Origin of the sequence: Pandoraea sp. PE-S2T-3, assembly GCF_002179965.1 — a bacterium.
Taxonomy (GTDB): Bacteria; Pseudomonadota; Gammaproteobacteria; order Burkholderiales; family Burkholderiaceae; genus Pandoraea.
In genome coordinates this window covers 470776-493737 of the sequence record NZ_NGUQ01000014.1, presented here as the reverse complement: position 1 = coordinate 493737, position 22962 = coordinate 470776, and the positions used below count along the sequence as shown (strand labels likewise).

The following is a 22962-nucleotide window of genomic DNA, read 5'->3' as shown; positions in this document are numbered from 1 at the left end:
CGGGTGCCCGTTAAGCTGGCTAGCAAAACACCGGCGCCGGGGCACCGGTGTGTCAGTTGCGCGCTTGCGTTGCTAAGGGCTCGCTGTCCTGCGGGCCGGCCATCGGCACCTGATCGGCGCCTCCGCCTGGCCGGCAATGCTCACATTTTAAGCGTTTTTCCCAAAACGCGTGCAGTGGCCACTGAATTAGGGTCACGTACTCCGGGTGCCGGTTCGGGCATCAGCGATCACCGCCCGGGCGCCCGCCGCCGCCACCACCGTGGCCTCCGCCACCGCCGCCGTGGCCGCCCCCATTACCACCGCCGTGACCCCCACCGCCGCCGCCGGGCGGGCGCGGACCCTGTCCACCACCCCCGCCGGGAGGCCGTGGGCCGGGGCCCGCCCCGTGACCGGGAGGGCGACCCGGACCCGGGCCGGCACCGTGACCGGGCGGGCGTGGGCCGGGACCGGCACCGTGTCCCGGTGGGCGGGGGCCGGGGCCTGCGCCATGGCCGTGACCGGGCGGGCGCGGGCCCGGACCCGGGTAATGGCCGCCCGGCGGACGCGGTCCCGGTCCGCCACCCCATTGCGGCGGACGCGGGCGCGGCGGCGGGCGGTGCCAGTAACGCTGATCGTTGTACCAAGGGCGGCCACGGTAATAGTTGCCCCAATACGCGCCGATGGAGAACGTCACGATCGGCAGACCGATCATCGTGCCGTAGTTCAGCACGGGCACCGGACTGCCCTGATACGGATAGCTCAGCAGCGCCGCGTAGATCCAGCCGCGCGAGCCGGGCAGGCCAATGTCGCACCACGTGTAATCGGACAAACAGCCGTACACCGTCACCGGCATGCCCGGACCAGCCTGCGAGACGACCGGGTAGTCGCTCGCCGGGCCGGCCCGCACGTTGGCCGGGGAATTGATGACGGCCTGACTCGCTTGCGCCGACGCCACGCCGGGCAATGCCGCGAGTGTGACGACCGTTGCGGCGCCCGTGATGACGAGCGGCAAGAAGCTTTTGTTCATTGCATTCTCCCTGTCGTAACCGTGTGTCCGGCGTCAGGCGAAATGCGCGCCGGACGACACGCTTCGTAATGTTGTATTCAGTTCGACTGGCAGAGTGCCCACTTGGTTTGCTGTCACGCGTATCGAAACCGGACGGCAATGTTTGTGCGCATTACAGGGCTTACAAAATGGGACGGCATTTTCGGCGCCTGCCGTGCCACGCCCATCAACCCGCTGCGCCTCAGAATACCTGCCGGAACGCCCAGTAGAGCCCGCCGGCGAGCACGATCGCGGCGGGCAGGGTCAGGGCCCACGCCAGTAACAAATTCCGGATGGTGTCCCACTGCAAGCCCGAGCCGTTGATGGTCATGGTGCCGGCCACCCCCGACGACAGTACGTGCGTGGTCGACACGGGCAACCCGTAGAGATCGGCCGCGCCGATGGTCGCCATCGCCACCATCTCGGCCGATGCCCCTTGGGCGTAGGTCAGGTGCTTCTTGCCGATGCGCTCGCCCACGGTTACGACAATGCGCCGCCAGCCGACCATCGTGCCCAGCCCCAACGCAATCGCCACGGCCACTTTCACCCAGAACGGGATGTATTTCGTCGCCTCGTCGAGTTGCGCGCGGAACGCGTGCAGTGCACGCGCCGTGTCGGGGGCAATTGCCGTGTCGCGCCGCCGTTCAAGCAGACGAATCGATTCAGCGGCGAGGTACATGTCGTTGCGCACATTGGTCACCGAGGTGGCGGGCATGCGGGCAAACGAGCCGTGGCTGGCGACTTCCTGCGCGATGTCGCCGGTGAGGACCGACAACGCAGGCACGACATCGGCCGTGAGGGTCTCGGTGCGCACGAAGGCGGTGAGAGCGTCGCGAGGCGGCGCTGTTGCCGTGATCGCGGTCGCGACGCCGTCGGGCAGCGGCGGATGGGCGGCCAGCGAGCGCTGTGCGGTCTGGGCCGTGGCGACAAACTGAGCGACCTGTGCGTCCGGCATGGCGTGGTTGAGCGCGTAGGCCATGGGCACAGTGCCGACCAGAATCAGCATGATGAGCCCCATGCCCTTCTGACCGTCGTTGGACCCGTGCGCGAACGACACCCCGGTGCAGGTGAGGATCAGCAAGCCGCGAATCCACCATGGCGGCGGCGTGCGCGGTTTCGGCGATTCATAAAGCGCCGGGTTGCGCACGCAAAACTTCAGAGCGACAAAGAGCGCCGCAGCGCAGCCGAAACCGATGATCGGGGAGAGCAGCAGCGAGTATCCGACGGTGGTGACCTGCCCCCAGTCGATGCCGCCCGCGCCGCTGGTCACGTCGCGTCCGCGCATGAGTGCATTGGCAATGCCGACACCGACGATCGAGCCAATCAGCGTGTGCGACGACGAGGCGGGCAGGCCCAGCCACCACGTAGCCAGATTCCACACGATGGCGGCGATGAGCAGCGCGAAGACCATGGCGAAGCCCGCCGACGAACCCACTTGCAGAATCAGTTCAACCGGCAGCAACGAGACGATGCTGAACGCGACTGCGCCGCTGGAAAGCAACACCCCGAGAAAGTTGAACAGGCCCGACCACATCACCGCGATGCTGGGGGGCAGCGAGTTGGTGTAGATGACGGTGGCGACCGCGTTGGCCGTATCGTGAAAGCCGTTGACGAACTCGAAGCCGAGGGCAATCACGAGCGCGATGACCAGCAGCGCGAACGGCAGCAGCGCCATCGAGTGCTCGCCGGTGCGGCCGACATCGCGAACGAGACTATAGGTAGTGAAAACGAGCCCCGCGACGAGCATCGTCAGAAAGACAGCAAGGCGGATGCGATGCCGCCGCCGCCGCGCCCGGGCGAGCGGTCCGCTGGACTCACCCGCCGCAGGCGGTGCGAGCGGGTGATCCGGTGCGAGCGCCGGATCGGGTGACGCGGCGCTTGCCTCGCCGGGGCGGGTCACGATGGGGCGGGGGCCCTGTCGATGGCGTTGTTCGCGTCGATCAGTACAGCACGACCGAGCGGATTGACTCGCCGCGCTTCATCAGATCGAAGCCTTCGTTGATCTGGTCGAGGCGCAGCGTGTGCGTGATGAGATCGTCGATGTTGATCTTCCCTTCCATGTACCAGTCGACGATCTTCGGCACGTCGGTGCGGCCGCGTGCGCCGCCGAAGGCCGAGCCCTTCCACTCGCGGCCCGTCACCAGTTGGAACGGACGCGTGCTGATTTCCTGACCCGCCGCGGCCACGCCGATGATGAACGACTGGCCCCAGCCCTTGTGGCAGCATTCGAGCGCCTGACGCATGGTCGTGACGTTACCGATGCACTCGAACGAGTAGTCGGCGCCGCCATCGGTCAGTTGCACGATGGTGTCGACCACGTTCTCGACTTCGTTCGGGTTGATGAAGTGCGTCATGCCGAACTTCTTCGCGAGTTCCACGCGGCCCGGGTTGATGTCGACGCCGATGATCTTGTCGGCACCGACCATCTTGGCGCCCTGAATCACGTTCAGGCCGATGCCACCGAGACCGAACACCACGACGTTCGCGCCCGCTTCGACTTTCGCCGAGTACACCACGGCACCCACGCCGGTGGTCACGCCGCAGCCGATGTAGCAGACCTTGTCGAACGGCGCGTCGGAGCGCACTTTCGCCACGGCGATTTCGGGCACGACGATGTAGTTCGAGAACGTGGAGGTGCCCATGTAGTGGAAGATGGGCTTGCCGTCGAGCGAGAAGCGCGACGTGGCGTCCGGCATCAGGCCGCGGCCCTGCGTGCTGCGGATCGCCTGACACAGGTTGGTCTTGCGCGACAGGCAGAACTTGCACTGACGGCACTCGGGCGTGTACAGCGGAATGACGTGATCGTCTTTCTTGAGCGTGGTCACGCCGGGGCCGACGTCGACCACGACGCCCGCGCCTTCATGGCCGAGAATCGCGGGGAAGATACCTTCCGGGTCAGCCCCCGAAAGCGTGTAGTAGTCCGTATGGCAGATGCCGGTGGCCTTGACCTCGATCAGCACCTCGCCAGCGCGCGGCCCTTCCAGATCAACTTCCTCGATGGTCAGGGGCTTGCCGGCTTCCCAGGCAATGGCGGCTTTGGTTTTCATTGAGACATTCCTCGTTGCAACGACGTTTGGGGTGATTCCCTTCGCGACGTACCTTACCGCGTTCTAAACTTGCACGCGAGTCTTGACACGCGGGTTGCATGAAAAAAGCAGCGCCGGGTGCGCAATTTGCAAGGCGCGCCGGGTGTGCGCGCACGGGTGACATTTGCTGGCGTTTGCCGGCGTTTGCCGACCCCGGTTCGACATTAGCGCCCGTGTGTGACGTCTCGTCGGGCGACTTCCTGACGCAGCTGCCCCGGTGTCTTGCCTGTTATCCCTTTGAAGAATGCGATGAACGCGCTTTCGCTGGCGAAGCCGAGCGAATGCGCGACCCACGCGAGCGTTCTGCCGCTCGATAACCCCTCCACCGCACGAATCAGCCGCCATTGCTGGCGCCACTGCTGATAGCTCATGCCGGTCTCGCGCTGGAAGATCCGCCCGATGGTCCTGACGCTGGCGCCGACGGTGCGTTCCAGATCGGCGAGGGCGGGCGGCAATTGTTCCGGATGCGCAAACAATGGGGCGAGGCGCCGGTCGGTCGGCAGCGGTAACAGCAACGGTTGGCGCTGAGCGGTGGCGGTCTCGGCCAGACACAAGGCCAGCAAGTGGCTGGCGGTGCCGGTCGACCAGTCGGTGTCCCACGCGGCGAAGGCGATGCGCTCGAACACTTCACGCAGCAGCGCGCCTACCTCGATGACTTCGATTTGCGCGGGCAGCGTGTCGATCCACGGCTCGCCGAGAAAGATCGAACGGTATTCCACCGGTGTGCCCGTCACTGCGCGATGCGGCACCCCGGGGGGAATCCATGCGGCGCGGGTGGGCGGCAGCAGGCACAACTGATGTGCCAGCGTGATGCGAACACAGCCGTGCTGCGTGAACAGCCACTGCCCCATGCGGTGTTGATGGGCCCCGGAATCGTGATTGCCGAGCGTCGACGCGATGCCGATCGCGCTGCGCTGCATCGCGTCCGCATCGAATGTTGCCTGAGGGTCAAGCCATGCCATGACGGGGCCGGTGCAATGAATGTCCGATTTGATGGATAAATCGGCGGAATACCAATAATACGTCAGACCACGTCCCCGCAAGATGCTGCCTTCACTTTCCCGGAGCTTTCCATGACTTTGCCTACCCGGCGTGAGATGGCGTTGCCCATCGCGCTCCTTATGTTTCCGCAGATCGCGGAGACGATCTACAGCCCGGCGCTCGTCGATATCGGCGAGGCATTCGGCGTGGGGCCTGCTGCCGCCGCCAGCACGCTCTCGGTCTACTTTTTCGCGTTCGCCATCGGCGTGGTCGTCTGGGGGCGTATGTGCGATGTGATCGGCCGCCGTCCGACCATGCTGTTCGGTCTTGCGATCTATGCGCTGGCGTGCGTCGCGGCGCTGTTCGTCGATACCTTCGGCGCCTTGCTCGCCGCTCGCGTGACGTCGGCATTCGGGGCGGCGGTCGGATCGGTGGCGACACAAACGATCTTGCGCGACCGGTATCAGGGGCCAGCGTTGGGGCAGGTGTTTTCGATGGTGGGCATGGCGCTCGCGGTGAGCCCGGCCATCGGGATGTTCTCGGGGGCGGTGCTCGCGGGCTGGCATGGCTATGTCGGGGTGTTCGGTGGACTCGCGGTGCTGGCGGTCGTGTTGCTCGGCTGGAGTGTGATGCGCTTGCCAGAGACGCGTCCGCCGCAGGTCACGAAGGTGCCGTTGTTTGCGACGTTGTGGGTGATGCTGCGCGACTTCGATATCTGGCGCTCGGCGGCGCTCGTCGCGCTGTTCAATACCTGCCTCTTTTCGTACTACAGCCTCGCGCCGTTCATGTTCGAGCGGCTTGGTGTCAGCACGGCGCTGTTCGGCTACTCGGGACTGGCGCTCGCGCTCGGCTCCGGCATTGGCGCAAGTCTCAACAAGCGATTGCTGGCACGCGACGTTGCGCCGCAACGCATTGTGATGACGGCCAGCGTGCTGGCGACGATCAGTGGCGCCGCGATTCTGCTGCTTTCCGAAACGTTGTGGTTCCTCGTGCCGGTCATGCTGCTGGTCGTCGCGTTCGGGCTGGCGATTCCCAACATTCTGAGCAGCGCACTGGCGCGCTATCGTGACCGTCTGGGCACCGGAGGCGCAGTGCTCGGGCTGTATTACTACCTGCTGATCGGCGCGGGGCTCACGCTCTCGGGCATGGCGCAGACGCTCGGTGGTACGTACTTCCTGTGCGGTCTCGCGGCCGTGATGCTGTGCGCTACGCGAGCGCTGAAAGCGCCTCGCGAGAGCGGTGTCGGCGGCTGATCAGGCAAGCGGATCACGAAGGCTGCGCAGCCGGCTCGTAGATGGTCAGCGGGCCGCAGTTCTCTTCGGTCACGAAGAAGGCGAGCAGGCGGGCAGGGTGCACCGGGTCTGGGTTTTCGGTCATCGTATGCAGGGTGCCGGGCGGCTCGAACCACGTTTGATTCGCGTGATAAGTGACGGGTACCTCGGCATTGAGTTGCGACCGGATTGTGCCTTCGATCACGACGGCGGTGACAGCGCCCGGATGACGATGGGGCGGCGAGAAGGCGAGCGGCGGAAATTCCACTATTGCGGTCGTGACCGATTTGCCGGGGGCGTTGGCCAAGGGTTCGCACGACAACGGGGTGACCTTGGTGGCGGGGCGCGCCGCAGCACCGTTGCCGGTCGATGCGTTTGCCATGGCGGTTGGCGTTGCGCTCCCCGTGGCTGATGCCACCTGCGTGGTGAGCGCGTCGTTGGCGCGCGCCGCCAGCGTGCAGAACGTATCGAGCCAGCCGGGGAGGGCGCGTTGTGCGGGGGGTGTCATGGCCAGACCGGCCGTAGCGATACCCAACGCCGCGAGGACACCGGTGGTGCGGTGTGCCATCAGCGGCGCCACGTGGCTAGTGCGTGGCGAGCGAGGCACGCGCGCTGTACGCGAGAGTTTCGGAACGTTGAACATGGCGAATCCTCCGGAAAGGACTTCAGCTTAGAGAGCCAATGTCCTGTCAGGAAGTGCCAAAAAATGGCAAATCAACTATGCCATGTGAGTGCGCAAAGGAAAGCGCTTCAGCGGCGTGCACCGCTGCCTAGCGGTGCCACGATGTGATACAGCCCGTGCATATCGATGGGCCGTGCAAACCAATATCCCTGCCCTTCGTCGCAGCCCAGCTCTTTCAACCGTTGCGCTTGTGCCTGCGTCTCGACACCTTCGGCCGTCACGCGAAGTCCAAGCGAGTGCGCCATGGCGATGACCGCGTTCACGATGGCAAGGCTCGGCGGATGCACGAGCATGTCGCGCACAAAAGTCTGATCGATCTTCAGCCGGTCGATGGGAAAGCGCGTGAGGTAGGCGAGGCTCGCGTAGCCGGTGCCGAAATCGTCGACGGCAATCTCCACGCCCATGTCATGCAGCGCCCGCAGCGTACCGACGGCGGCGCTCGAATCCCCCAGCAGCACCGTTTCCGTGATCTCAATTTCCAGATGCCGGGGCTCCAGCGCATGCGCGAGCAGTGCGCGCTCGACCATGCCCACGACGTCCTGCCGGGCAAACTGCTGCGCCGACACGTTCACCGAGATGCGCGGCAAATGGCCGCAGCGCCGCAGCAATCGGCTCGCTTCCCGGCACGCGGTCTGAATCACCCATTCACCCAGCGGCAGAATCAGCCCGGACGTCTCCGCAATGGGGATGAACTCCGCTGGCCCGACGGCCCCGCGCACCGGACTGCGCCAGCGCAGCAGCGTTTCCGCGCTGCGAATCTCGCCATCCGCCAGACTGACCTGCGGTTGATATACCAGATGCAACTGCGAATGCGCCTGTTCGTTCACGGCCACACGCAGCAGGCTCTCCAGCTCGTTGCGTCTGCGCGCCTGCGCATCCATTTCACTGCTGAAAAAGCGCATGCCGCCGCCACTGGCACTGGCCTCGGCGAGCGCAAGGTGGGCGCGCCGCAACAGCGTCTCCGGCGTGTTGCCATGTTCGGGATAGCTCACCGCGCCGATGCTGGCGTCGAGGGCGACCGGGTTTTGGTCGACGTCGGCCCATTGGGCGAGACGCGTTTGAATGCGCGAGGCCAGCAAGCGCGCCGCGTCACCGGTTTCGTTTGTCACGATGACGAACTGGCTGCTGCCGAGGCACGCCAGCGCGTCTTCCGGGCCGCTCGCTTCGCGCAGCCGCTCGGCGGCGATGCGCAGTGCGAGTTCAGCGGTGGGCGGGCCGAACGTGCTGCGCAGCTTGCGAAGGTGATCGAGTTCGACAAGCAGCACCGTCAGCCCGACCTGTTGCCGGGCGCAGCGATGGATGGCGAGTTCGAGCCGCTCGTTCAGCAGGGTCTGGTTCGGCAGGCGGGTGACGGGATCGTGGTGGGTGACATACCAGAGCCGCGAGGCGACCTGCACCTGTTGCGAGAGATCGAGCACGATGCCGACCCAGCGGCGCTCGCCCGGCGCGTGCTCCACACACGAAAGCGCCAGACGAATCGGCAGCCAGCTGCGCACGTGCGTGAGCAGATGCCACTCGTCGTCGTAAGGCACGTCTTCGTTGGGGGACAGACTTGCCAGGGCCGGGAGGCGGCGGCGCGCGAGTTCCGAGGGATCGAGCAGGGAGAGGAAGCTGCGTTGACCGAGAAGGTGCTCGGGCAGGTAGCCCGTCAGGCGGGTGAACGCCGTGTTCATACGCTCGATCATGCCGTCGTCGTTGCAAACGAACATGGCATAGGGGGCGCTGTCGAGCGCAGCGCGGCTCAACTCGGCCTGTACGTCGGGCACGGGGCGCGGCACCGGATCGTTCATGATCGCGCCTGTCGAGCACCGGGAATGACAAACTTCCACAGCAGCATGCAACACCTCCCTGGCGTCGCGAATCTCTTGATTTTCGAGCGATCTTTGTCGCCCGATTTACCTTGTTTTTCAAAAGGTTATGTGCATCATTCTGCCACGGTAAAAGCGCGCGTGTGCAAGGGAAAATGCGGAGGCGGCGGGGCTTTCGGAAACCGGTTCGCGCGTGCATGCTGTGCGATGTCGGCAGGTGCGGGTGACCTGTCGAAAATGGGAGGGGTGTGCCAACGAGGCCGGTGAAAGAAACCTTACCTGCCCGCTCGTTCATATGGCCTCGCACACGGGGCTTCGGTATGATGCGGCCTGACTCGAATGGGGGCAGGCGGCACACCGCGGGATCGACATTCGATGATTCGCAATTGTTAAGGACTACAGTGTTGTATTGCGTCTGCGCGTTGACAGGCAGCACGGCATCGAGGGACAGGCACCCACAGCAGGTACCCCGGTTTGCACGTGTGCGTGTCGCGCTATTTTTTCTATGCCTGTGGTGGCTCGCCATGGGGTCTGCTGCTGCGCAAGCGCCGGGCGGCGGTGTTGCGTCCGGTGCCACCGCAGCACCGGCCGCCCCCTCGACGGCGGGCACGCGCGAAGCCAACGTACGGCAGGTGGTGCTGGGCATCATCAGTTTCACCCGCTGGCCCACCACGCCAGCCAAGGTGCGGTTGTGCGTGAGCGGCAACACCGACTACGCGCGAGACCTGCTCGCCGGCCCGTTGCCGAGCGCGGGCCTGCCGGTCGAGGCACAACGCCTGCCGGTGGGCGACCCTGCGGTTGCCACCTCGTGCGACGCCCTCTATCTCGGTGCCGTGAGCGACGCCGAACGCCGGCAAGTGTTGAGCAGTATCGCTGGCCATCCAATGCTCACGATCAGCGAGCGCAATGACTCGTGCACGCTCGGCACGATGTTCTGCCTGAACATCGACGCCGATCGTGTGACCTTCGACATCAACCTCGACACCGTCGCGCGCAGCGGCGTTCGTGTCCACCCCAATGTGCTGAAGCTGGCGCGCAAGCCGGGGACACCATGACGATCCAACGCCCCCCCATCCCCCCACCGACCGGCGCGCCCGACGCACCGTTCATGCCGCAAGCCCCCCTCGCCGGACTGTCGTCGGCCGAGATGCCGGGGCATGCGGCCGCCGACACTCACGTCAACGGTGCCTCGCATGACCGGCCGTTGTCCGCACCTGCGGGTGCTGCCGGTGAACCGGCGCGGCATCGCCGCCGGCCATCGCTGCAAGGTGTTTTGCGACGCACCCACTTGCGCCTCGCCGTCTCCGCCGTGGTACTCGCCGCCGTCTCGCTGACGCTGGTGGCGTGGATCGCGTTGCGTGTCTATGCCGAGAACAATTTGCTGCTGCTAGGCCGCTCGCTTGCCTACACCGTCGAAGCGGCGGTGGTGTTCGGTGACCGCGTAGCGGCGCAGGAAGCCATTGCCCTCATCGCCCATGAAGAGGATGTCGTGCAGGTGCGCGTGCTCGATGCGCGTGGCGCACAGTTCGCGCTGTGGCGGCGGCCTGACGGCGGTGCGCTCGCCACGTTGGAGCGTGCCGTGGCCGATGTGGCATTGCCGGGGCCGGTGACGCTGCCGATCCGGCACGACGGCGATGTCGTCGGTCATATCGAAGTGCAGGGGCAGGGGCATCAATTCTTCGTATTCCTATTGAGTGGTGTGGGCGGCGTGCTGGCGTGTTTGCTGGTGACGTTTGCCGTGGCGACCGTGTTGGCCAAGCGCATGCACCGCGATATCGTCAAACCGTTGCGGGCGCTTGCCGAAGTCGCGCACGCGGTGCGTCGCGAGCGTGCGTTTCATCAACGCGTGGCGGCGACGCCCATTGCCGAACTCAAGGAACTGGGCGACGACTTCAACGCGCTGCTCGATGAATTCGAGGGCTGGCAGAACCACTTGCGCGCGCAGAATGCGACGCTCGCCCATCAGGCCAATCACGATCAACTGACCGGCTTGCCGAATCGGGCTTATTTTGAATCGCGGCTTGCGCAGGCGCTGGTCGATGCTCACGAACTGGGCACACATGTCGCGCTGCTGTATCTGGACAGCGACCGGTTCAAGGAAATCAACGATCACCAAGGCCACGATGCCGGGGATGCCGTTCTGGTGGCGATTGCCGAGCGTCTGCGGCAGCCGCTGCGTGAGGGCGATCTGGTGGCGCGTCTGGGCGGTGACGAATTTGCCGTAATGCTGCCCGGCGTGCGCCAGACGTCGAACGCCGTGCGCCTCGCGCAGAGCCTGCTGGTCGCGATGGAAAAGCCGATTGCGCTGCCCGGTGGCGGCGAGATCGTCACGTCGATGAGCATCGGCGTGGCGCTGTACCCGACGCACGCGCCAGACGCTCCGGCGCTGTTGCGCGCGGCCGACGCCGCGATGTATCAGGCCAAGCGTGCCGGTGTCGGCACGTGGCATGTTGCGGAAAGCCCCAAGGGATAAGGCGGCGCGCAGCACCTAAGATGATCAGAACAAAGCAATATCCGCAGTACCCGCAGTACCCGCAGTACCCGCAATACACGCAGTACCCGCAGCAACCAGAAAAATAAGCAGCACCATAAAGATAACGACGACCGGATTACACACCGCAATGGGGAATCACCTTGAACTTCGCAGTTGACACCACACAATCGCGCCCGGGCACTTCACCGGTTCATGCCGGTTTCGAAGGCGCCGCGCGTTTCATTTCGCGCCACTTCACGCGACACCTCAACCGTTTGAGCACGTTCAGCCGCCGCCTGATCCTGCTGACCTGTCTGATCGGCGTCGGTGCGCTTGCCGGCTGCCAGACCACGCCGGTGCACGGCCTCACGGCGGAGCAGATCGCCGCACTCAAGTCCGAGGGCTTTGTGCAGACGGATGAAGGCTGGGAGTTCGGCCTGTCCGACACCGTGCTGTTCGATACCGATAAATTTGTGCTGCGCGACGCCGCGCGCCAGACGGTCATGCGTATCGGTCAGACGCTCGTGAAGGTCGGTCTCGCGGAGGTGCGCGTGTACGGTTACACCGACTCGGTGGGCAGCGATACCTACAACGAACAACTCTCGGGCCGCCGAGCCGATGCCGTCGCCGCTGTCTTGGTCGATGCCGGGATGCAACGCGGGGGGATTCAGGCCGTCGGTGCGGGCAAGCGCAATCCGGTCGCGGACAACAGCACGGCCAGCGGACGGGCACAGAACCGGCGCGTTGCCATCGTTATTTCGACGCGCTGATTCACGTCGACAAATCACGTCGACAAGTCGCTTCCTCGGAGCGCGGCCCAGGCGCCGGGGCCGCCGGCCAAGGCTTGGCGGCTCGTCACGGCAGCCGCGTCGACCGGATGAAGTGGCTTCGGCGGCGCGGCGGTAAGGCAATGTAAGTCCTTGCTAAGGCGTTGCCAACGGCCACAATCAGGCACAATGTCGGCTGTCGTCGACGGGCTGTGGCTGAGTTTGATCATGGCTGCGCCGCTGTCATCGATGCCCCCGATGTCCCCTGATGTCTTGATGTTCCCGATACCGCCGATGCCCCGGTTTTCTCTCAAAGACGGTCTGCACCGCGTTCGCGCTGTCTTGTGCGTGCCCTCACTGCGCGCACGCCCCATGCTCTCCACGCTCAACGTTCTCGCGGCAACGGCCGCCCTGACGCTATGCGCGCCGCCCGCGATTGCGCAGAACACGCGGGTCGGCACTTGGGCCACGGCACCTCAGGCGGTGGCGCAGCATCCTGCCGCGCCGTCGTTCAACCGCGCGCCGGCCGTTGGCGGCCGCACAGTGCGGCAAGTCATTTATCCGAGCCTGTCCGGTGGTGAAGTGCGGGTGCGCTTCACCAATGCCTATGGCACGCAGCCGCTCGTGATCGAGCGGGCAAGCGTGGCGGCATCCGTGCGTGGGGCGGCGATCGATGTGTCGACTTTGCGCGCGCTGACCTTCGGCGGTCAGCCGGTCGCGAAGATTGCGCCGGGCGCATCGCTCGAGAGCGACCCGGTCGCCATCACGGTTCGGGCGGGGGCGCCGCTGGCCATCAGCCTGTTCACCCGTGAGGCGCAAACGCCGACCACGTGGCACAAGATTGCCCAGCAGACGGCGTTTCTGAGCGGGGCCGGCGATTTCGTCGATAGCGAAGCGCCGACGGCGTTTCGTACCAAGTTCACCAACACCCTGTGGCTGGCCGGCGTGAGCGTCGTGCCAGCAACACCTGCACACGCCATCGTCACCATCGGCGACTCGATCACCGACGGCATGCGCAGCTCGATCAATGCCAACCATCGCTGGCCGGATGTGCTGGCGCGCCGCCTCGAAGCCGCCGGCCGGCGCGATATCTCAGTGCTGAATCTCGGCATCAGCGGTAACCGCCTGCTGCACGATTCGGCGTGCTACGGCGAGCGGCTGGTGGCTCGCTTCAGGCGCGACGCGCTGGAGCAGCCGGGCGTGCGCACGGTGGTCGTGCAGATCGGGATCAACGACATTAACTTCGGCTACGTGCCGCCGCACGCCGGTCTCGACTGCGACGTGCCACACGTGATCGTGAGCGCCCCCGAGGTGATCGCGGGCTATCAGACGCTGATTGCCGCGGCGCGTGCCCGAGGGGTGCGGATTCTGGGCACCACGATTCCGCCCGGCAAGCTGCCACCCGAGCGGGAAGCCGTGCGTGAAGCGGTCAATACGTGGGTGCGCACGGGCGGGGCGTTCGATGGCGTGATCGATTTCGACGCGGCGTTGCGCGATCCGGGGCAACCGACGCGAATGCTGCCGCGGCTCGACAGCGGCGACGGCACCCATCCGAGCGATGCCGGCTACGCGGCGATGGCCGATGCGGTACCGCTGCCGCTGGTGCTGGGTACCGGCAAGTAAGGCGGCGTACTCACTTTCGCGCTGCCTCGCAGCGGGCACTAAGCGGCAAGCGATAGCGCTTCGATCAGCGCTCGCGCCTGACGCCGACCGTGATTTGCTGCAACCGCTCGACTTCCGGCGAATGCAGCCACTCCGGATGCGCCAGACAGTGTTTGAGCAGGACCGTGGCGTCGTCTCCCCAGTACAACTCGCCGTCGCAGGCAAACGTCGGCACGCCGAAGACCCCGGCTGCAATCGCCGCCTCGGTGTTCGCGCGCAGCCCGGCCTTGACCTCGGGGGCGTCGGTGCGCGCCGCCGCGTCTTCCGGCGACAGCCCCAGCCGTTTACTCAGATCGCGCCAACCCGCCTCATCGGTGACATCGCGCCCTTCCGCCCAGATAAAGCGAAAAATCGTGCGAACCACCTCGTGCGTGGCCCCGAGCGCGACGGCCAACCGCAAGACGCGAATCGGGTGGAACGGGTGAACGGGCGGCATGCGAAACGCAATCCCATCCTGCTCCGCGCGAAATTGCGCCATGCGATACGTGAAGATGCGCTTGGCCGGAATCTCGGCTGGCCCCTGCGTCTGCACATGGACGAGGATCGCCCCGAGCACGATGGGCTTGAGTTCGATGGTGAGCGAGCGGGGCAGCGTGTCGAAGCGCTCGAACTGGAGATAGGCGAAGGGCGATGAGAAATCGAAATACCAGTCGGCGTGGTGCGTCCGGGTATCGGTAGCTTGCGACATAAGGCGGGTCTCCGGGTTTTTTGGGTTCTGGATGTCACGCAAAGCAGGCTTCGGAGAGTGTAGCGCAGACCCCTGCGAGTCACCTGCTGGTGGCATTTGCCGCAACCCGCTGCGGAAAACCTAACGAATTCAGCGAGTTAGCCGGGGTTTCCATAAATATCGGGAATATTTATATATCGTATCCGATATAACGATTTTTATTATTGAAGCGGTTTTCTTAGACTGGCAAGCATTCAAGAGGAGTGCAGCCATGACAACGAGAACCCACGACGCCCGTCCCGCTTCGGCATCCCGCCCGGATACGCTGGTGCCGGATCAACACAACCCGTGGGCCGGCCTCGTTCTCTCGACAGTCATTGCCTTTGTCGCCCTGCTGCTCGGCCGCCAGATGCCGCTCGTCGGTGGCCCGGTGTTCGGCATTCTGCTGGGCATTCTGGTGCGCAACATCTTCGCCCCCGGCGCACGCTACGAAGCCGGTATCAAGTTCGCTTCGAAGTATGTGTTGCAGTGGTCGATCATCGCGTTGGGCTTCGGCCTGAGCTTGTCGCAGGTGGCGCACACCGGTCTTGACTCACTGGCTGTCACGGCCGTGACGATTACCGCCGCCGGTCTGTCGGCATGGGGGCTCGGCCGCATGCTCGGCGTCGGCGGCAAACTCAAGCTGCTGATCGGTATCGGCACGGCGATTTGCGGCGGGTCGGCCATCGCGGCTGTCACCCCGATCGTCAAGCCGGACGACCACGAAACCGCCTTCGCCATTTCGACCATCTTTCTGTTCAACATCGCCGCCGTGGTGCTGTTCCCGATGCTCGGGCACATGCTCCATCTCTCGGATCTGGGCTTTGGCATGTGGGCCGGTACCGCCATCAACGACACGTCGTCGGTGGTCGCCGCCGGGTACAGCTACAGCAAGGAAGCCGGTGACTACGCCACGATCGTCAAGCTGACCCGCGCCACGCTGATCATCCCGATCTGTCTGACGCTGGCCGCCATCGTCGCCTATCGCGCCAAGCGCTCGGGTGCCGGTAACTTCAGCCTTGCCCGCATCTTCCCGTGGTTCATCCTGGGCTTTCTGGTGGCCTCGGGCATCCGTACCGCCGGTCTGGTGCCGCCGATCTTGCAACCCTGGATTCACGACGCGGCTGAATTCCTGATCATCGTGGCACTGACGGCCATCGGCCTGTCGTCGAACCTGCGCCGCATGGCGTCGACCGGCATCCGGCCGATTCTGCTGGGTCTCGGGGTGTGGGCGGCGGTGTCGGTTAGCAGCCTTGCCGTGCAGCTTGCGATGGGACAACTCTGACCCAACGACGACGCCAAACGGGCTTAGGGCGGATCTGGTCCTAGGGCAGACCCGGCGGGCAAGCCGGCATGTGTCGCCTAGAATGCAATCACGCACCGTCGCTGACGGTGCGTGAAGCATTTCTGGGAGACGAACATGGGAACCTCGTTCGGAGAGATCTGGTACACGATCGGCGCGCTGGCCGTCATTGCGCTGCTCGCGGGCATGGTGTGGGAGTTGGGCGTGTGGTGGACGCGGCACCCCGACAACAGCGCCGTGCAGCGCCTGGAACACGCCTGGGCCCGTATCCGGCATCCACGGCAATGAGTGGGCGCGGCAGCGCCGTCCTGATACGCTGAACGGCCCGCGCTGCCTGAAATGACCACGGCCGGCATATCAGCCGGCCGCGTGGGTGAGTGTGTCTTGCCTGCTGACGGAAATACCGGACCGTCAGGCCGCCATGAATGGCGTGAGGCTCAGGACTTGTCGAACTTCAGATGGCTCGGGACGTTCTTGTCCCAACGCGCCAGATCTTCCAGCGGATAGGGCTTGCCACCGTGCAACGCGCGCTTGATGCGGCTCTTGCCGCTGGGCAGCGGTACATTGGGCAGCGCATCGCCTGCCGGTGTACCGGCGTGATCGAGATAATCACGCTTGAACTCCGCCTGCGTCATTCCCCACTTCATCAGAAACTCGCGGCTGCCGCGATTCTTGATCACACGGCCCGTCGAGCGGCAGCCGAAGTGATAGACCACGCTCTTGCCGACGATCCGGAAGGTGCGGCAGCCGACCAGCCAGAGCTTCATCAGGAAGTCGTCGTCGCTGCTCATACCCGGTCCGAACTCGATGCTGTAGCCCCCGACCAGATGCCAGAGACTGCGGCTCACCAGCGTGGGTTGCGTGGGCACGCCGTTGACATCGTCGCGCCCGAGTGACTTCGCGAAAGCCAGTAGCGCGGCTTCGTCGAAGGTTTCGGTCGTGGTGCCGAAGTCTTGCGAGACGACTTGTTTGCTCACGCCCGCGTTGGGCTCGATCATCACCGACGACAGGTAGTAGACCGGCGTGTCGAGCGCACGGGCGGCCTCGATGAGCGCGGTGTCCCAGCCGGGCGTCACGAACATGTCGTCGTTCAGGAACAACAACTGATCGTGCGACGCCAGCGGGGCGAGCTGGTTGAGCGCGAGACAAACGCCGACGTTGCCGGTGCTGTGCGTGTGGCGCAAGCCTTGCTCACGCACCCAGGCGAGTGTGCCGTCGCTGCCGTCGTTGACGTGGACCAGAATCTCGTGGGCATCGCCCGAGTGCCGTCGCACGCTGTCGATACACAGCTTGAGGAACGGCAGGTTATTCCAGGTCGGGATCAGGATGCTTAGCATGGAGGGACTACGGCCTCGGGTTAGGAACGTTCGGCCGCAACAGCGGTGTCGCGTGGGCTGTCAGGATAGGCAAGCGCGGCCAAAAGCGCCAGCATCGTGGCGTAGAAAGCCACAGTGACCTTCAGGTTGAAGGTCTCGACCGTCAGGCCGAACACGGCAAACGACACGGCAGTCATCAACCCCATGAGCGCAGCCCGTTGCTCGCGTCTGCGTGGTTGCAAGGCGCCGACGCGAATGAAGAAGTAGGCCGGGCCAAGATACACGCCGAGGATCGCCAGCAGCCCGAGCAGCCCGTAATCGGCGAAGTACGCGAGGATCTGGTTGTGAACCTCGCCCTTGCCGTAATCGGCCGCCATCGGGGTGAGATCGCCTGCCGCTGCCATTGCGGGCATCGCGTTCCGGTATCCGTGTGCCCCGAGCCCCGTCCACGGATTCTCGCGGATGAGCTTCACGGCCGTCTTCCACAATTCGAGCCGGATGCCGATGGACGTATCGGCCTGGCCGGCGCTCAGACTCGCAAGATCCGAGTGAATGTTGTTGAATCGGTCTCTGACGGTGCTCGAGAGGAAGCTGCTGGCCACTAGCACGACGGCCACCCCTGCAATGACGGCCCGGCGCTTCAGGTTAGCCGAATGCGGTCGGCAAAGCAGCCAAATGACAAGCAAAACGGGTAATGCTACCCAGCCCCCGCGTGACTGACTCGCCCACGATGCGTAGCATCCGGCGGCCCCCCCGATCAGCTTGAAGATGACAAGCCAGAACCGGTCACGGGCAAGCCAATGAATCGACACGACCGAGAGCACGCCGAGCAGCAGCGCGATATCGCCAAAGTGAATGGGGTTGAGAAACGTGCTTTCCGCACGAGGGGCGAGCGTTTCAGCCGTCGAATACAGCGCCATGAAGGCCGCCGAGATGGCGCCCAGTCCGAAGGTCAGATCGATCCACCGGGGAATAATCGATGCAATATGGCGCAGCCCGAGAAAGACCAGCACGGCGAGCAGAAAGCGAGCCGGGGAATCGAGCGTATTGGCGACCACGTCGCGGTGCAGCAATTCGACGAAAACGATCGCGATGATCGGCAGACACAGCGAGGCGACGAAGACATTGAAGTATGGGCCTGCCGGGATGTCGGGGCGCCCCCTGGGGCACTTGCGCATCGCGAAAAGCGCGGCTGCGCCACAGGCGACGATGAGGAACACCACGGTATTCCCGCCACGCGGAACGACCAGCGCGGCAGCCGGGAACAGCAGAATGAGGATGCCGACAATCGTGGCAAACAGATGCCGACCGGGATTGCGGGTCGGCGCATGGGCCTTGCTCATTGGATACCTGGCAGACTTCGTCAAATAAAACTGCACGAAGTATGCCAGAAATGGCGGTGGGAACCGGCCTTTACGTGCCCCGGTTTGTGAAGGCGCAACAAGCCGTCTCGCCGAGGCCTGCCCCGTCTTGACTCAGAGGTTCATTGCCCCAAGCACGCCGCACAGGTGCAGCGCGACGTGGGTCCATGCGGCTTCGTCGTAGGAATCGCCCTCGCGGGCCTGCCGTTGCGCTGCGTGAAACACGCGCCACATGGCGGCGGCGCTCGATGGCGTACCGCCCGCCAGCTGATATTGGCGTTGCAGCGCCTCCGCGAGCCAGGGCTGCTCCTGCGCGCAGGCTTCGGCGTAGGCTTCGACGGCGATACGGGCAAAGGGATCGATCGCCGGGTCGAGCACGACTTCCTGGCGCGCTGCCATTTTCGGCACGGCGGAGAGGGCGTGGCTGTGGACGGCGGCCTGGCGTGTGTGGTGGTGTTTCATGTCGGTCTCGTCTCGTTGGCCGCACCGGACGTTCCGGCGCGGGCTTCCTTACGTGGACTCAAGTTGACTCAGGTGGACCCGGTCGCCCGGTCACCTGGTCGGTCAGTCAGTCGTTTTCCATGTCGCGGATGAACAGCATCGCCGCGAGCTTGGCCTGATCGATACTGGCGAACGTTCGGCCGTCCATCGGCCAGACATCCACCAGCACGGCGTAATTGCCGGGCCGATCGGCCTGCATGATGCGAATGTAGTGCTGGCGGAACACGCAACGCGCGAGTTCCACGGTCGGATGCGGACGGCGAAAATGGGCTGATGACATGACAGTCTCCAGGGAATCGGCCCTCCGGCCTCGACGGGCCGTTACCTGAATTCAGCAAATCTCATGCCATGCGTCTCGAAAATCTTAACTATTTGATTTGTAAGGCGTGACGCGGTAGGAAGGGCAACCGCCCCCGTCGTAACCTTGCTAAAACGTTACGGAAACGAAACATCGCCGGAACGCGGGACGTAACAAGCGACGGTTGCCCGGCTTGAGCGGCTTGAGCGCCCTGAGCGGGATTACGCGGCACCGAGGCGGCGTGTGGTATTTGTGTTCCACTAAAATGGGCAGATACGCGGGTCGACGTCGCAAATTGCGGCGCCTTCCTGTGGCGCCCTCCATGATTTCGCTCCCGGACACCCGTCTTCGCCACGCTGCATGAACCTTCGCTTTCTCGAAACCTTCGTCTGGCTCGCCAAGCTGCGCAATTTCCGCCTGACCGCCGAACGGCTGCACACCACGCAGGCGGGCGTCTCGAGCCGGATCGCGTCGCTAGAACAGAGTTTCGGCGTGCGCTTGTTCGATCGCAGCGCGCGCGAGGTCACGCTGACGGCCGCCGGCCAGAAGGCGCTGGCGTATGCCGAGCGCATCGTCATGCTGGGTCAGGAGATGAAGCGCGAGCTCTCCGACCCCGACATGCCGCCGGGCGTGCTCAAGATCGGCGTTGTGGAGTCGATCGTGCACAGCTGGTTCCCCGATCTGGCGGCCCGGATTCACCGGGAGTATCCGCAACTCGAGATCGAGGTCACCAGCGAGACGACCATCAACCTGTGCAAGCAACTCGAAGCGGGTTCGCTCGATCTGGTGTTGCAGACCGACATGCAGCACGGCACCGGCATCGATAACCTGCCGCTGGCCGAGTTTCCGATGCGCTGGGTCGCCAGCCCCAAGCTCAACCTGAAAGGCGAGACGCTCGATGTGGCCGACCTCGCGGCCTATTCGCTGGTGAGCTTCTCGCGCAATTCGGGGCCGCACAAGACGCTGGAGCGGATGTTCTCCGTCGCAGCCGAGCGGCCGGTGCGGGTGCACTGCATGACCTCGGTGGCGGCGATCATCCGGCTGGTGGTCGACGGCTTCGGCGTTGCGATGCTGCCGCCCGCCATCATTCAGCGCGAACTGGGCGAGCACAGCCTGCATCTGCTGCGCGTGAACGCCAATTTCCCCAATCTGCCGCTGGTCGGCTCATTTCGCACCGGCGCACTGCTCGCCGAGAACGTCGCCCGCCTTGCGCAACGCACCGCGAGCGAGTTCGCGCTCAACATGGGGCCGGATATCGCCATTCCGCCCGCCGCCGCCATGACGGCCCCGGCCTGGGGCGACGCGGAGTCCTGATGACCCCGGCGGCCGCCCGGCTTTGTCCGGCGCGCCTGCGCGCGGCCATCGGCGGCCCATGCTTGACTAATGGGTGACTAATGGCTGACTAATGGGCAGGTCATCCGAGGGTCATAAGAATTTGCTGTTACGGCAAATTTGATTTCTTGTTGGACGCCTTTTCCCCGGTTTTGCACACTCGGAACAACGGTCGAGCCATGCGCATGCAGCGATGCGATGCGCCGGCCGGCCCCCGATTGTCGAAACCGATGGAAATTGCCTCATGACTGCCACTGCCCCGCGCGCCCAACTCTGCATCTGGACGAATATCGACCCGGCTTTCGAAGCGGACTTCAACCGCTGGTACGACCGGGAGCACATGCAGGAGCGCGTGGCGATTCCGGGTTTCCGCTTTGCACGCCGCTTCAAGGCGCTGCACGACACGCCGCGCCCGTATCTCGCGCTGTACTGCACGCAGGACGCCGGTGTGTTCACCAGCGAGCCCTACGCGCAAGCCTTCAACCACCAGACGGAATGGTCGCTGCGCAACTTCGCCCGCATGCAGGGCACGCAGCGCCGCGTCGGCACACTCGACGTGGAAGCCGGTGAAGGGCAGGGCGGTCAACTTGCCGCCTTTGTGCTCGACGAGGCCACCGTCGCCAAGTCGCACGCCCGTCTCGCGTCGCAACTGACTGAACTGGCACAAGCCGACGGCATCGTGCGCGCCACGCTGCAAGTCACGGTGCCGCGTCTGTCGGTCTCGCTCACCGCCAAAGACGCGCCGCTGCCGCCCGCCGATGCGGTCGTGCTCATCGAAGGTAGCGACGCTGAAGCCGTGCGTGCCGCTGCCGAGGCGCTCGCCGCCACGTACGGCGTGCCTGCTGCCGATGTCACCCGTTTCGCGATGCTCTGGCGCCTCGGTGCCGGTGACGACTGATTCTCCCCGCGCCACCTCACGCGATCTCACGCCCCGATCCGCCCCCTCCCGGAGACACACATGACAACTTACACGGACGCTCGCGACACCCGTGGCAACGACGCTGACACCGCCGCTGCCGAGGCGCGCAAGCAACGGTCGAAAAAAGGCCGTCTCGCCACGGCCAGCATGGTCGGCACCACGCTCGAATGGTATGACTTCACGGTCTACAACACGCTCGCCGCGCTGGTCTTCAACCACCTGTTCTTCCCGTCGGTCGATCCGCTCGCAGGCACGATTCTCGCGTTGTCGACGTATGCGGTCGGTTATGTGTCGCGCCCGCTGGGCGGCATGGTCTTCGGCAACCTCGGCGACAAGATCGGCCGCCGCGCCGTACTCGTGCTCACACTCGTGGTGATGGGGCTGACAACGGGCCTGATGGGGTTGCTGCCGACGTATGCGTCGATCGGCATCTGGAGTCCGGTGCTTCTGGTGGCGCTGCGCTTCGTGCAGGGCGTGGCGCTCGGCGGTGAATGGGCCGGTGCGGTGCTGCTGTCGGTGGAACATGGCGATCAGCGCAAGCGCGGTCTGAACGCGTCATGGACGCAGGTCGGACCGTCGTTCGGCACATTGCTGGCCACGGGGTTGATTGCACTCATCACGCTGGCGATCTCGCCGGAAGACTTCCTCTCGTGGGGCTGGCGCGTGCCGTTCCTGCTGAGCCTGGTGCTGGTGGCCTTCGGCCTGTGGGTGCGTCGCGGGGTGGAAGAAACGCCGATGTTCGAAGCGATGGCGCACTCGGATCGTCAGGCGGAAATGCCGATTGCCGACGTGTTCCGCTCGCACTGGCGCAATCTGCTGGTCGCCGGTGGTTCGCGCATCGGTTCGGATGTGCTCTATGCGCTGATGGTCGTCTTCACGCTGACGTACGTGACCGGCACGCTGCACCTGTCGCGCCCGCTCGCGCTCACTGCGGTGCTGATCGGTACGGCCTTCAACGCGCTGACGGTGCCGCTGTTCGGCGCGCTTTCCGACAAACTCGGCCGTCGTCCGGTGTATGGCTTCGGTGTGTTGTGTGCGGTGATCTGGGCGTATGGGTTCTTCGTGCTGCTCGATACGGCGAGCCCCGCGCTGATCGTGTTGTCGGTGGTGATCGGGCTGGTGATTCACGCGATCATGTACGGGCCGCAGGCGGCGTTTGTCACCGAGCAATTCCCGACGCGCGTGCGTTACGCCGGGTCGTCGCTGGCTTACACGCTCGCGGGCATTCTCGGCGGGGGCTTCGCGCCGCTGATCATCGTGAGTCTGTACAAGGAGTTCGGGACGACGGTGTCGGTGTCGCTCTACGTGACGGCGGCGCTCGCGATTACGGCGATTGCGCTGTTTGCTGCGCGCGAGACCGCGCACAAGCCGCTCAAGGACTGAAGGTTCGCGACACGTCGCGATCGGCAAGAAACGAAAACGGCACGCTACCCGGCGTGCCGTTTTTTATTTGTCGCGATGTCTGCCGTCTA

Annotated in this window: 21 protein-coding genes; 10 read left to right on the top strand and 11 right to left on the bottom strand. The window is 64.9% G+C overall.

Translation table 11 applies throughout. The annotated features are described in order from the left end of the window. Window positions 1–220: 220 nt before the first annotated feature. The 4 genes from CDV46_RS11955 to CDV46_RS11940 form a co-directional block, all read right to left on the bottom strand. Window positions 221–1006, bottom strand: coding sequence for an SH3 domain-containing protein (locus CDV46_RS11955; protein ID WP_087722651.1), 786 nt, complete (start codon window positions 1004–1006; stop codon window positions 221–223). Between the two features lie 220 nt (window positions 1007–1226). Then, complete coding sequence (locus tag CDV46_RS11950; protein ID WP_441339332.1) at window positions 1227–2795, bottom strand: inorganic phosphate transporter; 1569 nt, start codon at window positions 2793–2795, stop codon at window positions 1227–1229. A gap of 169 nt (window positions 2796–2964) precedes the next feature. Then, complete coding sequence (locus CDV46_RS11945) at window positions 2965–4071, bottom strand: S-(hydroxymethyl)glutathione dehydrogenase/class III alcohol dehydrogenase (RefSeq protein WP_087691210.1); 1107 nt, start codon at window positions 4069–4071, stop codon at window positions 2965–2967. Window positions 4072–4274: 203 nt separating this feature from the next. Then, on the bottom strand, window positions 4275–5072 hold the full coding sequence (locus CDV46_RS11940; protein WP_087691211.1) for an AraC family transcriptional regulator: 798 nt from the start codon (window positions 5070–5072) through the stop codon (window positions 4275–4277). A 111-nt stretch (window positions 5073–5183) separates the two neighbouring features. Here CDV46_RS11940 and CDV46_RS11935 point away from each other — a divergent pair, with 111 nt between their 5' ends. Next, on the top strand, window positions 5184–6344 hold the full coding sequence (locus CDV46_RS11935) for a multidrug effflux MFS transporter (protein WP_087722647.1): 1161 nt from the start codon (window positions 5184–5186) through the stop codon (window positions 6342–6344). Between the two features lie 13 nt (window positions 6345–6357). Here the strand turns inward: CDV46_RS11935 and CDV46_RS11930 are convergent, their stop codons facing one another. Together CDV46_RS11930 and CDV46_RS11925 are read right to left on the bottom strand one after the other, a co-directional pair. After that, window positions 6358–7005, bottom strand: coding sequence for a cupin domain-containing protein (locus CDV46_RS11930; RefSeq protein ID WP_254916026.1), 648 nt, complete (start codon window positions 7003–7005; stop codon window positions 6358–6360). 107 nt (window positions 7006–7112) lie between these two features. Beyond that, window positions 7113–8834 carry a putative bifunctional diguanylate cyclase/phosphodiesterase gene (locus CDV46_RS11925; RefSeq protein WP_058375995.1) on the bottom strand — a complete coding sequence of 574 codons (1722 nt, stop codon included), beginning with the start codon at window positions 8832–8834 and terminating at the stop codon, window positions 7113–7115. Between the two features lie 542 nt (window positions 8835–9376). On the opposite strand from CDV46_RS11925, the gene CDV46_RS11920 reads away from it, so the two are divergent. The 4 genes from CDV46_RS11920 to CDV46_RS11905 all read left to right on the top strand — a co-directional run bounded on the left by CDV46_RS11920 (window position 9377) and on the right by CDV46_RS11905 (window position 13715). Next, on the top strand, window positions 9377–9907 hold the full coding sequence (locus CDV46_RS11920) for a YfiR family protein (RefSeq protein WP_087691214.1): 531 nt from the start codon (window positions 9377–9379) through the stop codon (window positions 9905–9907). A gap of 53 nt (window positions 9908–9960) precedes the next feature. Continuing rightward, the gene (locus CDV46_RS11915) at window positions 9961–11325 is read left to right on the top strand and encodes a diguanylate cyclase domain-containing protein (protein ID WP_254916025.1); all 1365 of its coding nucleotides are present in this window, start codon (window positions 9961–9963) and stop codon (window positions 11323–11325) included. A gap of 161 nt (window positions 11326–11486) precedes the next feature. After that, window positions 11487–12095, top strand: coding sequence for an OmpA family protein (locus CDV46_RS11910; RefSeq protein WP_369597105.1), 609 nt, complete (start codon window positions 11487–11489; stop codon window positions 12093–12095). A 369-nt stretch (window positions 12096–12464) separates the two neighbouring features. Then, on the top strand, window positions 12465–13715 hold the full coding sequence (locus CDV46_RS11905; RefSeq protein WP_087722780.1) for an SGNH/GDSL hydrolase family protein: 1251 nt from the start codon (window positions 12465–12467) through the stop codon (window positions 13713–13715). Between the two features lie 64 nt (window positions 13716–13779). Here the strand turns inward: CDV46_RS11905 and CDV46_RS11900 are convergent, their stop codons facing one another. Further along, entirely contained in the window at window positions 13780–14442 is a 663-nt protein-coding gene (locus tag CDV46_RS11900; RefSeq protein ID WP_087722645.1) for a 2-hydroxychromene-2-carboxylate isomerase, read from the bottom strand. A gap of 250 nt (window positions 14443–14692) precedes the next feature. Between CDV46_RS11900 and CDV46_RS11895 the strand changes: the two genes are divergently transcribed. Further along, on the top strand, window positions 14693–15745 hold the full coding sequence (locus tag CDV46_RS11895) for a YeiH family protein (protein WP_217896731.1): 1053 nt from the start codon (window positions 14693–14695) through the stop codon (window positions 15743–15745). A gap of 135 nt (window positions 15746–15880) precedes the next feature. Further along, window positions 15881–16051: a hypothetical protein gene (locus CDV46_RS27105; RefSeq protein ID WP_170936092.1), complete on the top strand. Its 171-nt coding sequence runs from the start codon at window positions 15881–15883 to the stop codon at window positions 16049–16051. Between the two features lie 149 nt (window positions 16052–16200). On the opposite strand, the gene CDV46_RS11890 is transcribed toward CDV46_RS27105, so the two are convergent. From CDV46_RS11890 to CDV46_RS11875, 4 genes are all read right to left on the bottom strand, one after another. Further along, complete coding sequence (locus CDV46_RS11890) at window positions 16201–17100, bottom strand: glycosyltransferase family 2 protein (protein WP_087691216.1); 900 nt, start codon at window positions 17098–17100, stop codon at window positions 16201–16203. Between the two features lie 20 nt (window positions 17101–17120). After that, window positions 17121–18422 carry an O-antigen ligase family protein gene (locus tag CDV46_RS11885; protein WP_087722642.1) on the bottom strand — a complete coding sequence of 434 codons (1302 nt, stop codon included), beginning with the start codon at window positions 18420–18422 and terminating at the stop codon, window positions 17121–17123. Between the two features lie 132 nt (window positions 18423–18554). Further along, window positions 18555–18902: a hypothetical protein gene (locus tag CDV46_RS11880; RefSeq protein ID WP_087691218.1), complete on the bottom strand. Its 348-nt coding sequence runs from the start codon at window positions 18900–18902 to the stop codon at window positions 18555–18557. Between the two features lie 106 nt (window positions 18903–19008). Continuing rightward, window positions 19009–19221: a hypothetical protein gene (locus CDV46_RS11875; protein WP_087691219.1), complete on the bottom strand. Its 213-nt coding sequence runs from the start codon at window positions 19219–19221 to the stop codon at window positions 19009–19011. 378 nt (window positions 19222–19599) lie between these two features. On the opposite strand from CDV46_RS11875, the gene CDV46_RS11870 reads away from it, so the two are divergent. From CDV46_RS11870 to CDV46_RS11860, 3 genes are all read left to right on the top strand, one after another. After that, on the top strand, window positions 19600–20553 hold the full coding sequence (locus CDV46_RS11870) for a LysR family transcriptional regulator (protein ID WP_087691220.1): 954 nt from the start codon (window positions 19600–19602) through the stop codon (window positions 20551–20553). Window positions 20554–20815: 262 nt separating this feature from the next. Further along, entirely contained in the window at window positions 20816–21469 is a 654-nt protein-coding gene (locus tag CDV46_RS11865; RefSeq protein ID WP_087691221.1) for a DUF4286 family protein, read from the top strand. A 60-nt stretch (window positions 21470–21529) separates the two neighbouring features. Beyond that, a complete protein-coding gene (locus tag CDV46_RS11860) occupies window positions 21530–22873 on the top strand; it encodes an MFS transporter (protein WP_087691222.1) in 1344 nt (447 codons plus the stop codon). Window positions 22874–22962 lie beyond the last annotated feature (89 nt).

What these genes read in the sequence shown, in the direction of transcription:
- CDV46_RS11905 (WP_087722780.1), top strand. Translation starts at nt 12,465, where the DNA reads ATGCTCTCCACGCTCAACGTTCTCGCGGCAACGGCCGCCCTGACGCTA.
- CDV46_RS27105 (WP_170936092.1), top strand. Translation starts at nt 15,881, where the DNA reads ATGGGAACCTCGTTCGGAGAGATCTGGTACACGATCGGCGCGCTGGCC.
- CDV46_RS11885 (WP_087722642.1), bottom strand. Translation starts at nt 18,422, where the DNA reads ATGAGCAAGGCCCATGCGCCGACCCGCAATCCCGGTCGGCATCTGTTT.
- CDV46_RS11890 (WP_087691216.1), bottom strand. Translation starts at nt 17,100, where the DNA reads ATGCTAAGCATCCTGATCCCGACCTGGAATAACCTGCCGTTCCTCAAG.
- CDV46_RS11940 (WP_087691211.1), bottom strand. Translation starts at nt 5,072, where the DNA reads ATGGCATGGCTTGACCCTCAGGCAACATTCGATGCGGACGCGATGCAG.
- CDV46_RS11915 (WP_254916025.1), top strand. Translation starts at nt 9,961, where the DNA reads ATGCCGCAAGCCCCCCTCGCCGGACTGTCGTCGGCCGAGATGCCGGGG.
- CDV46_RS11930 (WP_254916026.1), bottom strand. Translation starts at nt 7,005, where the DNA reads ATGTTCAACGTTCCGAAACTCTCGCGTACAGCGCGCGTGCCTCGCTCG.
- CDV46_RS11920 (WP_087691214.1), top strand. Translation starts at nt 9,377, where the DNA reads ATGGGGTCTGCTGCTGCGCAAGCGCCGGGCGGCGGTGTTGCGTCCGGT.
- CDV46_RS11875 (WP_087691219.1), bottom strand. Translation starts at nt 19,221, where the DNA reads ATGTCATCAGCCCATTTTCGCCGTCCGCATCCGACCGTGGAACTCGCG.
- CDV46_RS11925 (WP_058375995.1), bottom strand. Translation starts at nt 8,834, where the DNA reads ATGAACGATCCGGTGCCGCGCCCCGTGCCCGACGTACAGGCCGAGTTG.
- CDV46_RS11900 (WP_087722645.1), bottom strand. Translation starts at nt 14,442, where the DNA reads ATGTCGCAAGCTACCGATACCCGGACGCACCACGCCGACTGGTATTTC.
- CDV46_RS11860 (WP_087691222.1), top strand. Translation starts at nt 21,530, where the DNA reads ATGACAACTTACACGGACGCTCGCGACACCCGTGGCAACGACGCTGAC.
- CDV46_RS11880 (WP_087691218.1), bottom strand. Translation starts at nt 18,902, where the DNA reads ATGAAACACCACCACACACGCCAGGCCGCCGTCCACAGCCACGCCCTC.
- CDV46_RS11895 (WP_217896731.1), top strand. Translation starts at nt 14,693, where the DNA reads ATGACAACGAGAACCCACGACGCCCGTCCCGCTTCGGCATCCCGCCCG.
- CDV46_RS11935 (WP_087722647.1), top strand. Translation starts at nt 5,184, where the DNA reads ATGACTTTGCCTACCCGGCGTGAGATGGCGTTGCCCATCGCGCTCCTT.
- CDV46_RS11955 (WP_087722651.1), bottom strand. Translation starts at nt 1,006, where the DNA reads ATGAACAAAAGCTTCTTGCCGCTCGTCATCACGGGCGCCGCAACGGTC.
- CDV46_RS11870 (WP_087691220.1), top strand. Translation starts at nt 19,600, where the DNA reads ATGAACCTTCGCTTTCTCGAAACCTTCGTCTGGCTCGCCAAGCTGCGC.
- CDV46_RS11945 (WP_087691210.1), bottom strand. Translation starts at nt 4,071, where the DNA reads ATGAAAACCAAAGCCGCCATTGCCTGGGAAGCCGGCAAGCCCCTGACC.
- CDV46_RS11865 (WP_087691221.1), top strand. Translation starts at nt 20,816, where the DNA reads ATGACTGCCACTGCCCCGCGCGCCCAACTCTGCATCTGGACGAATATC.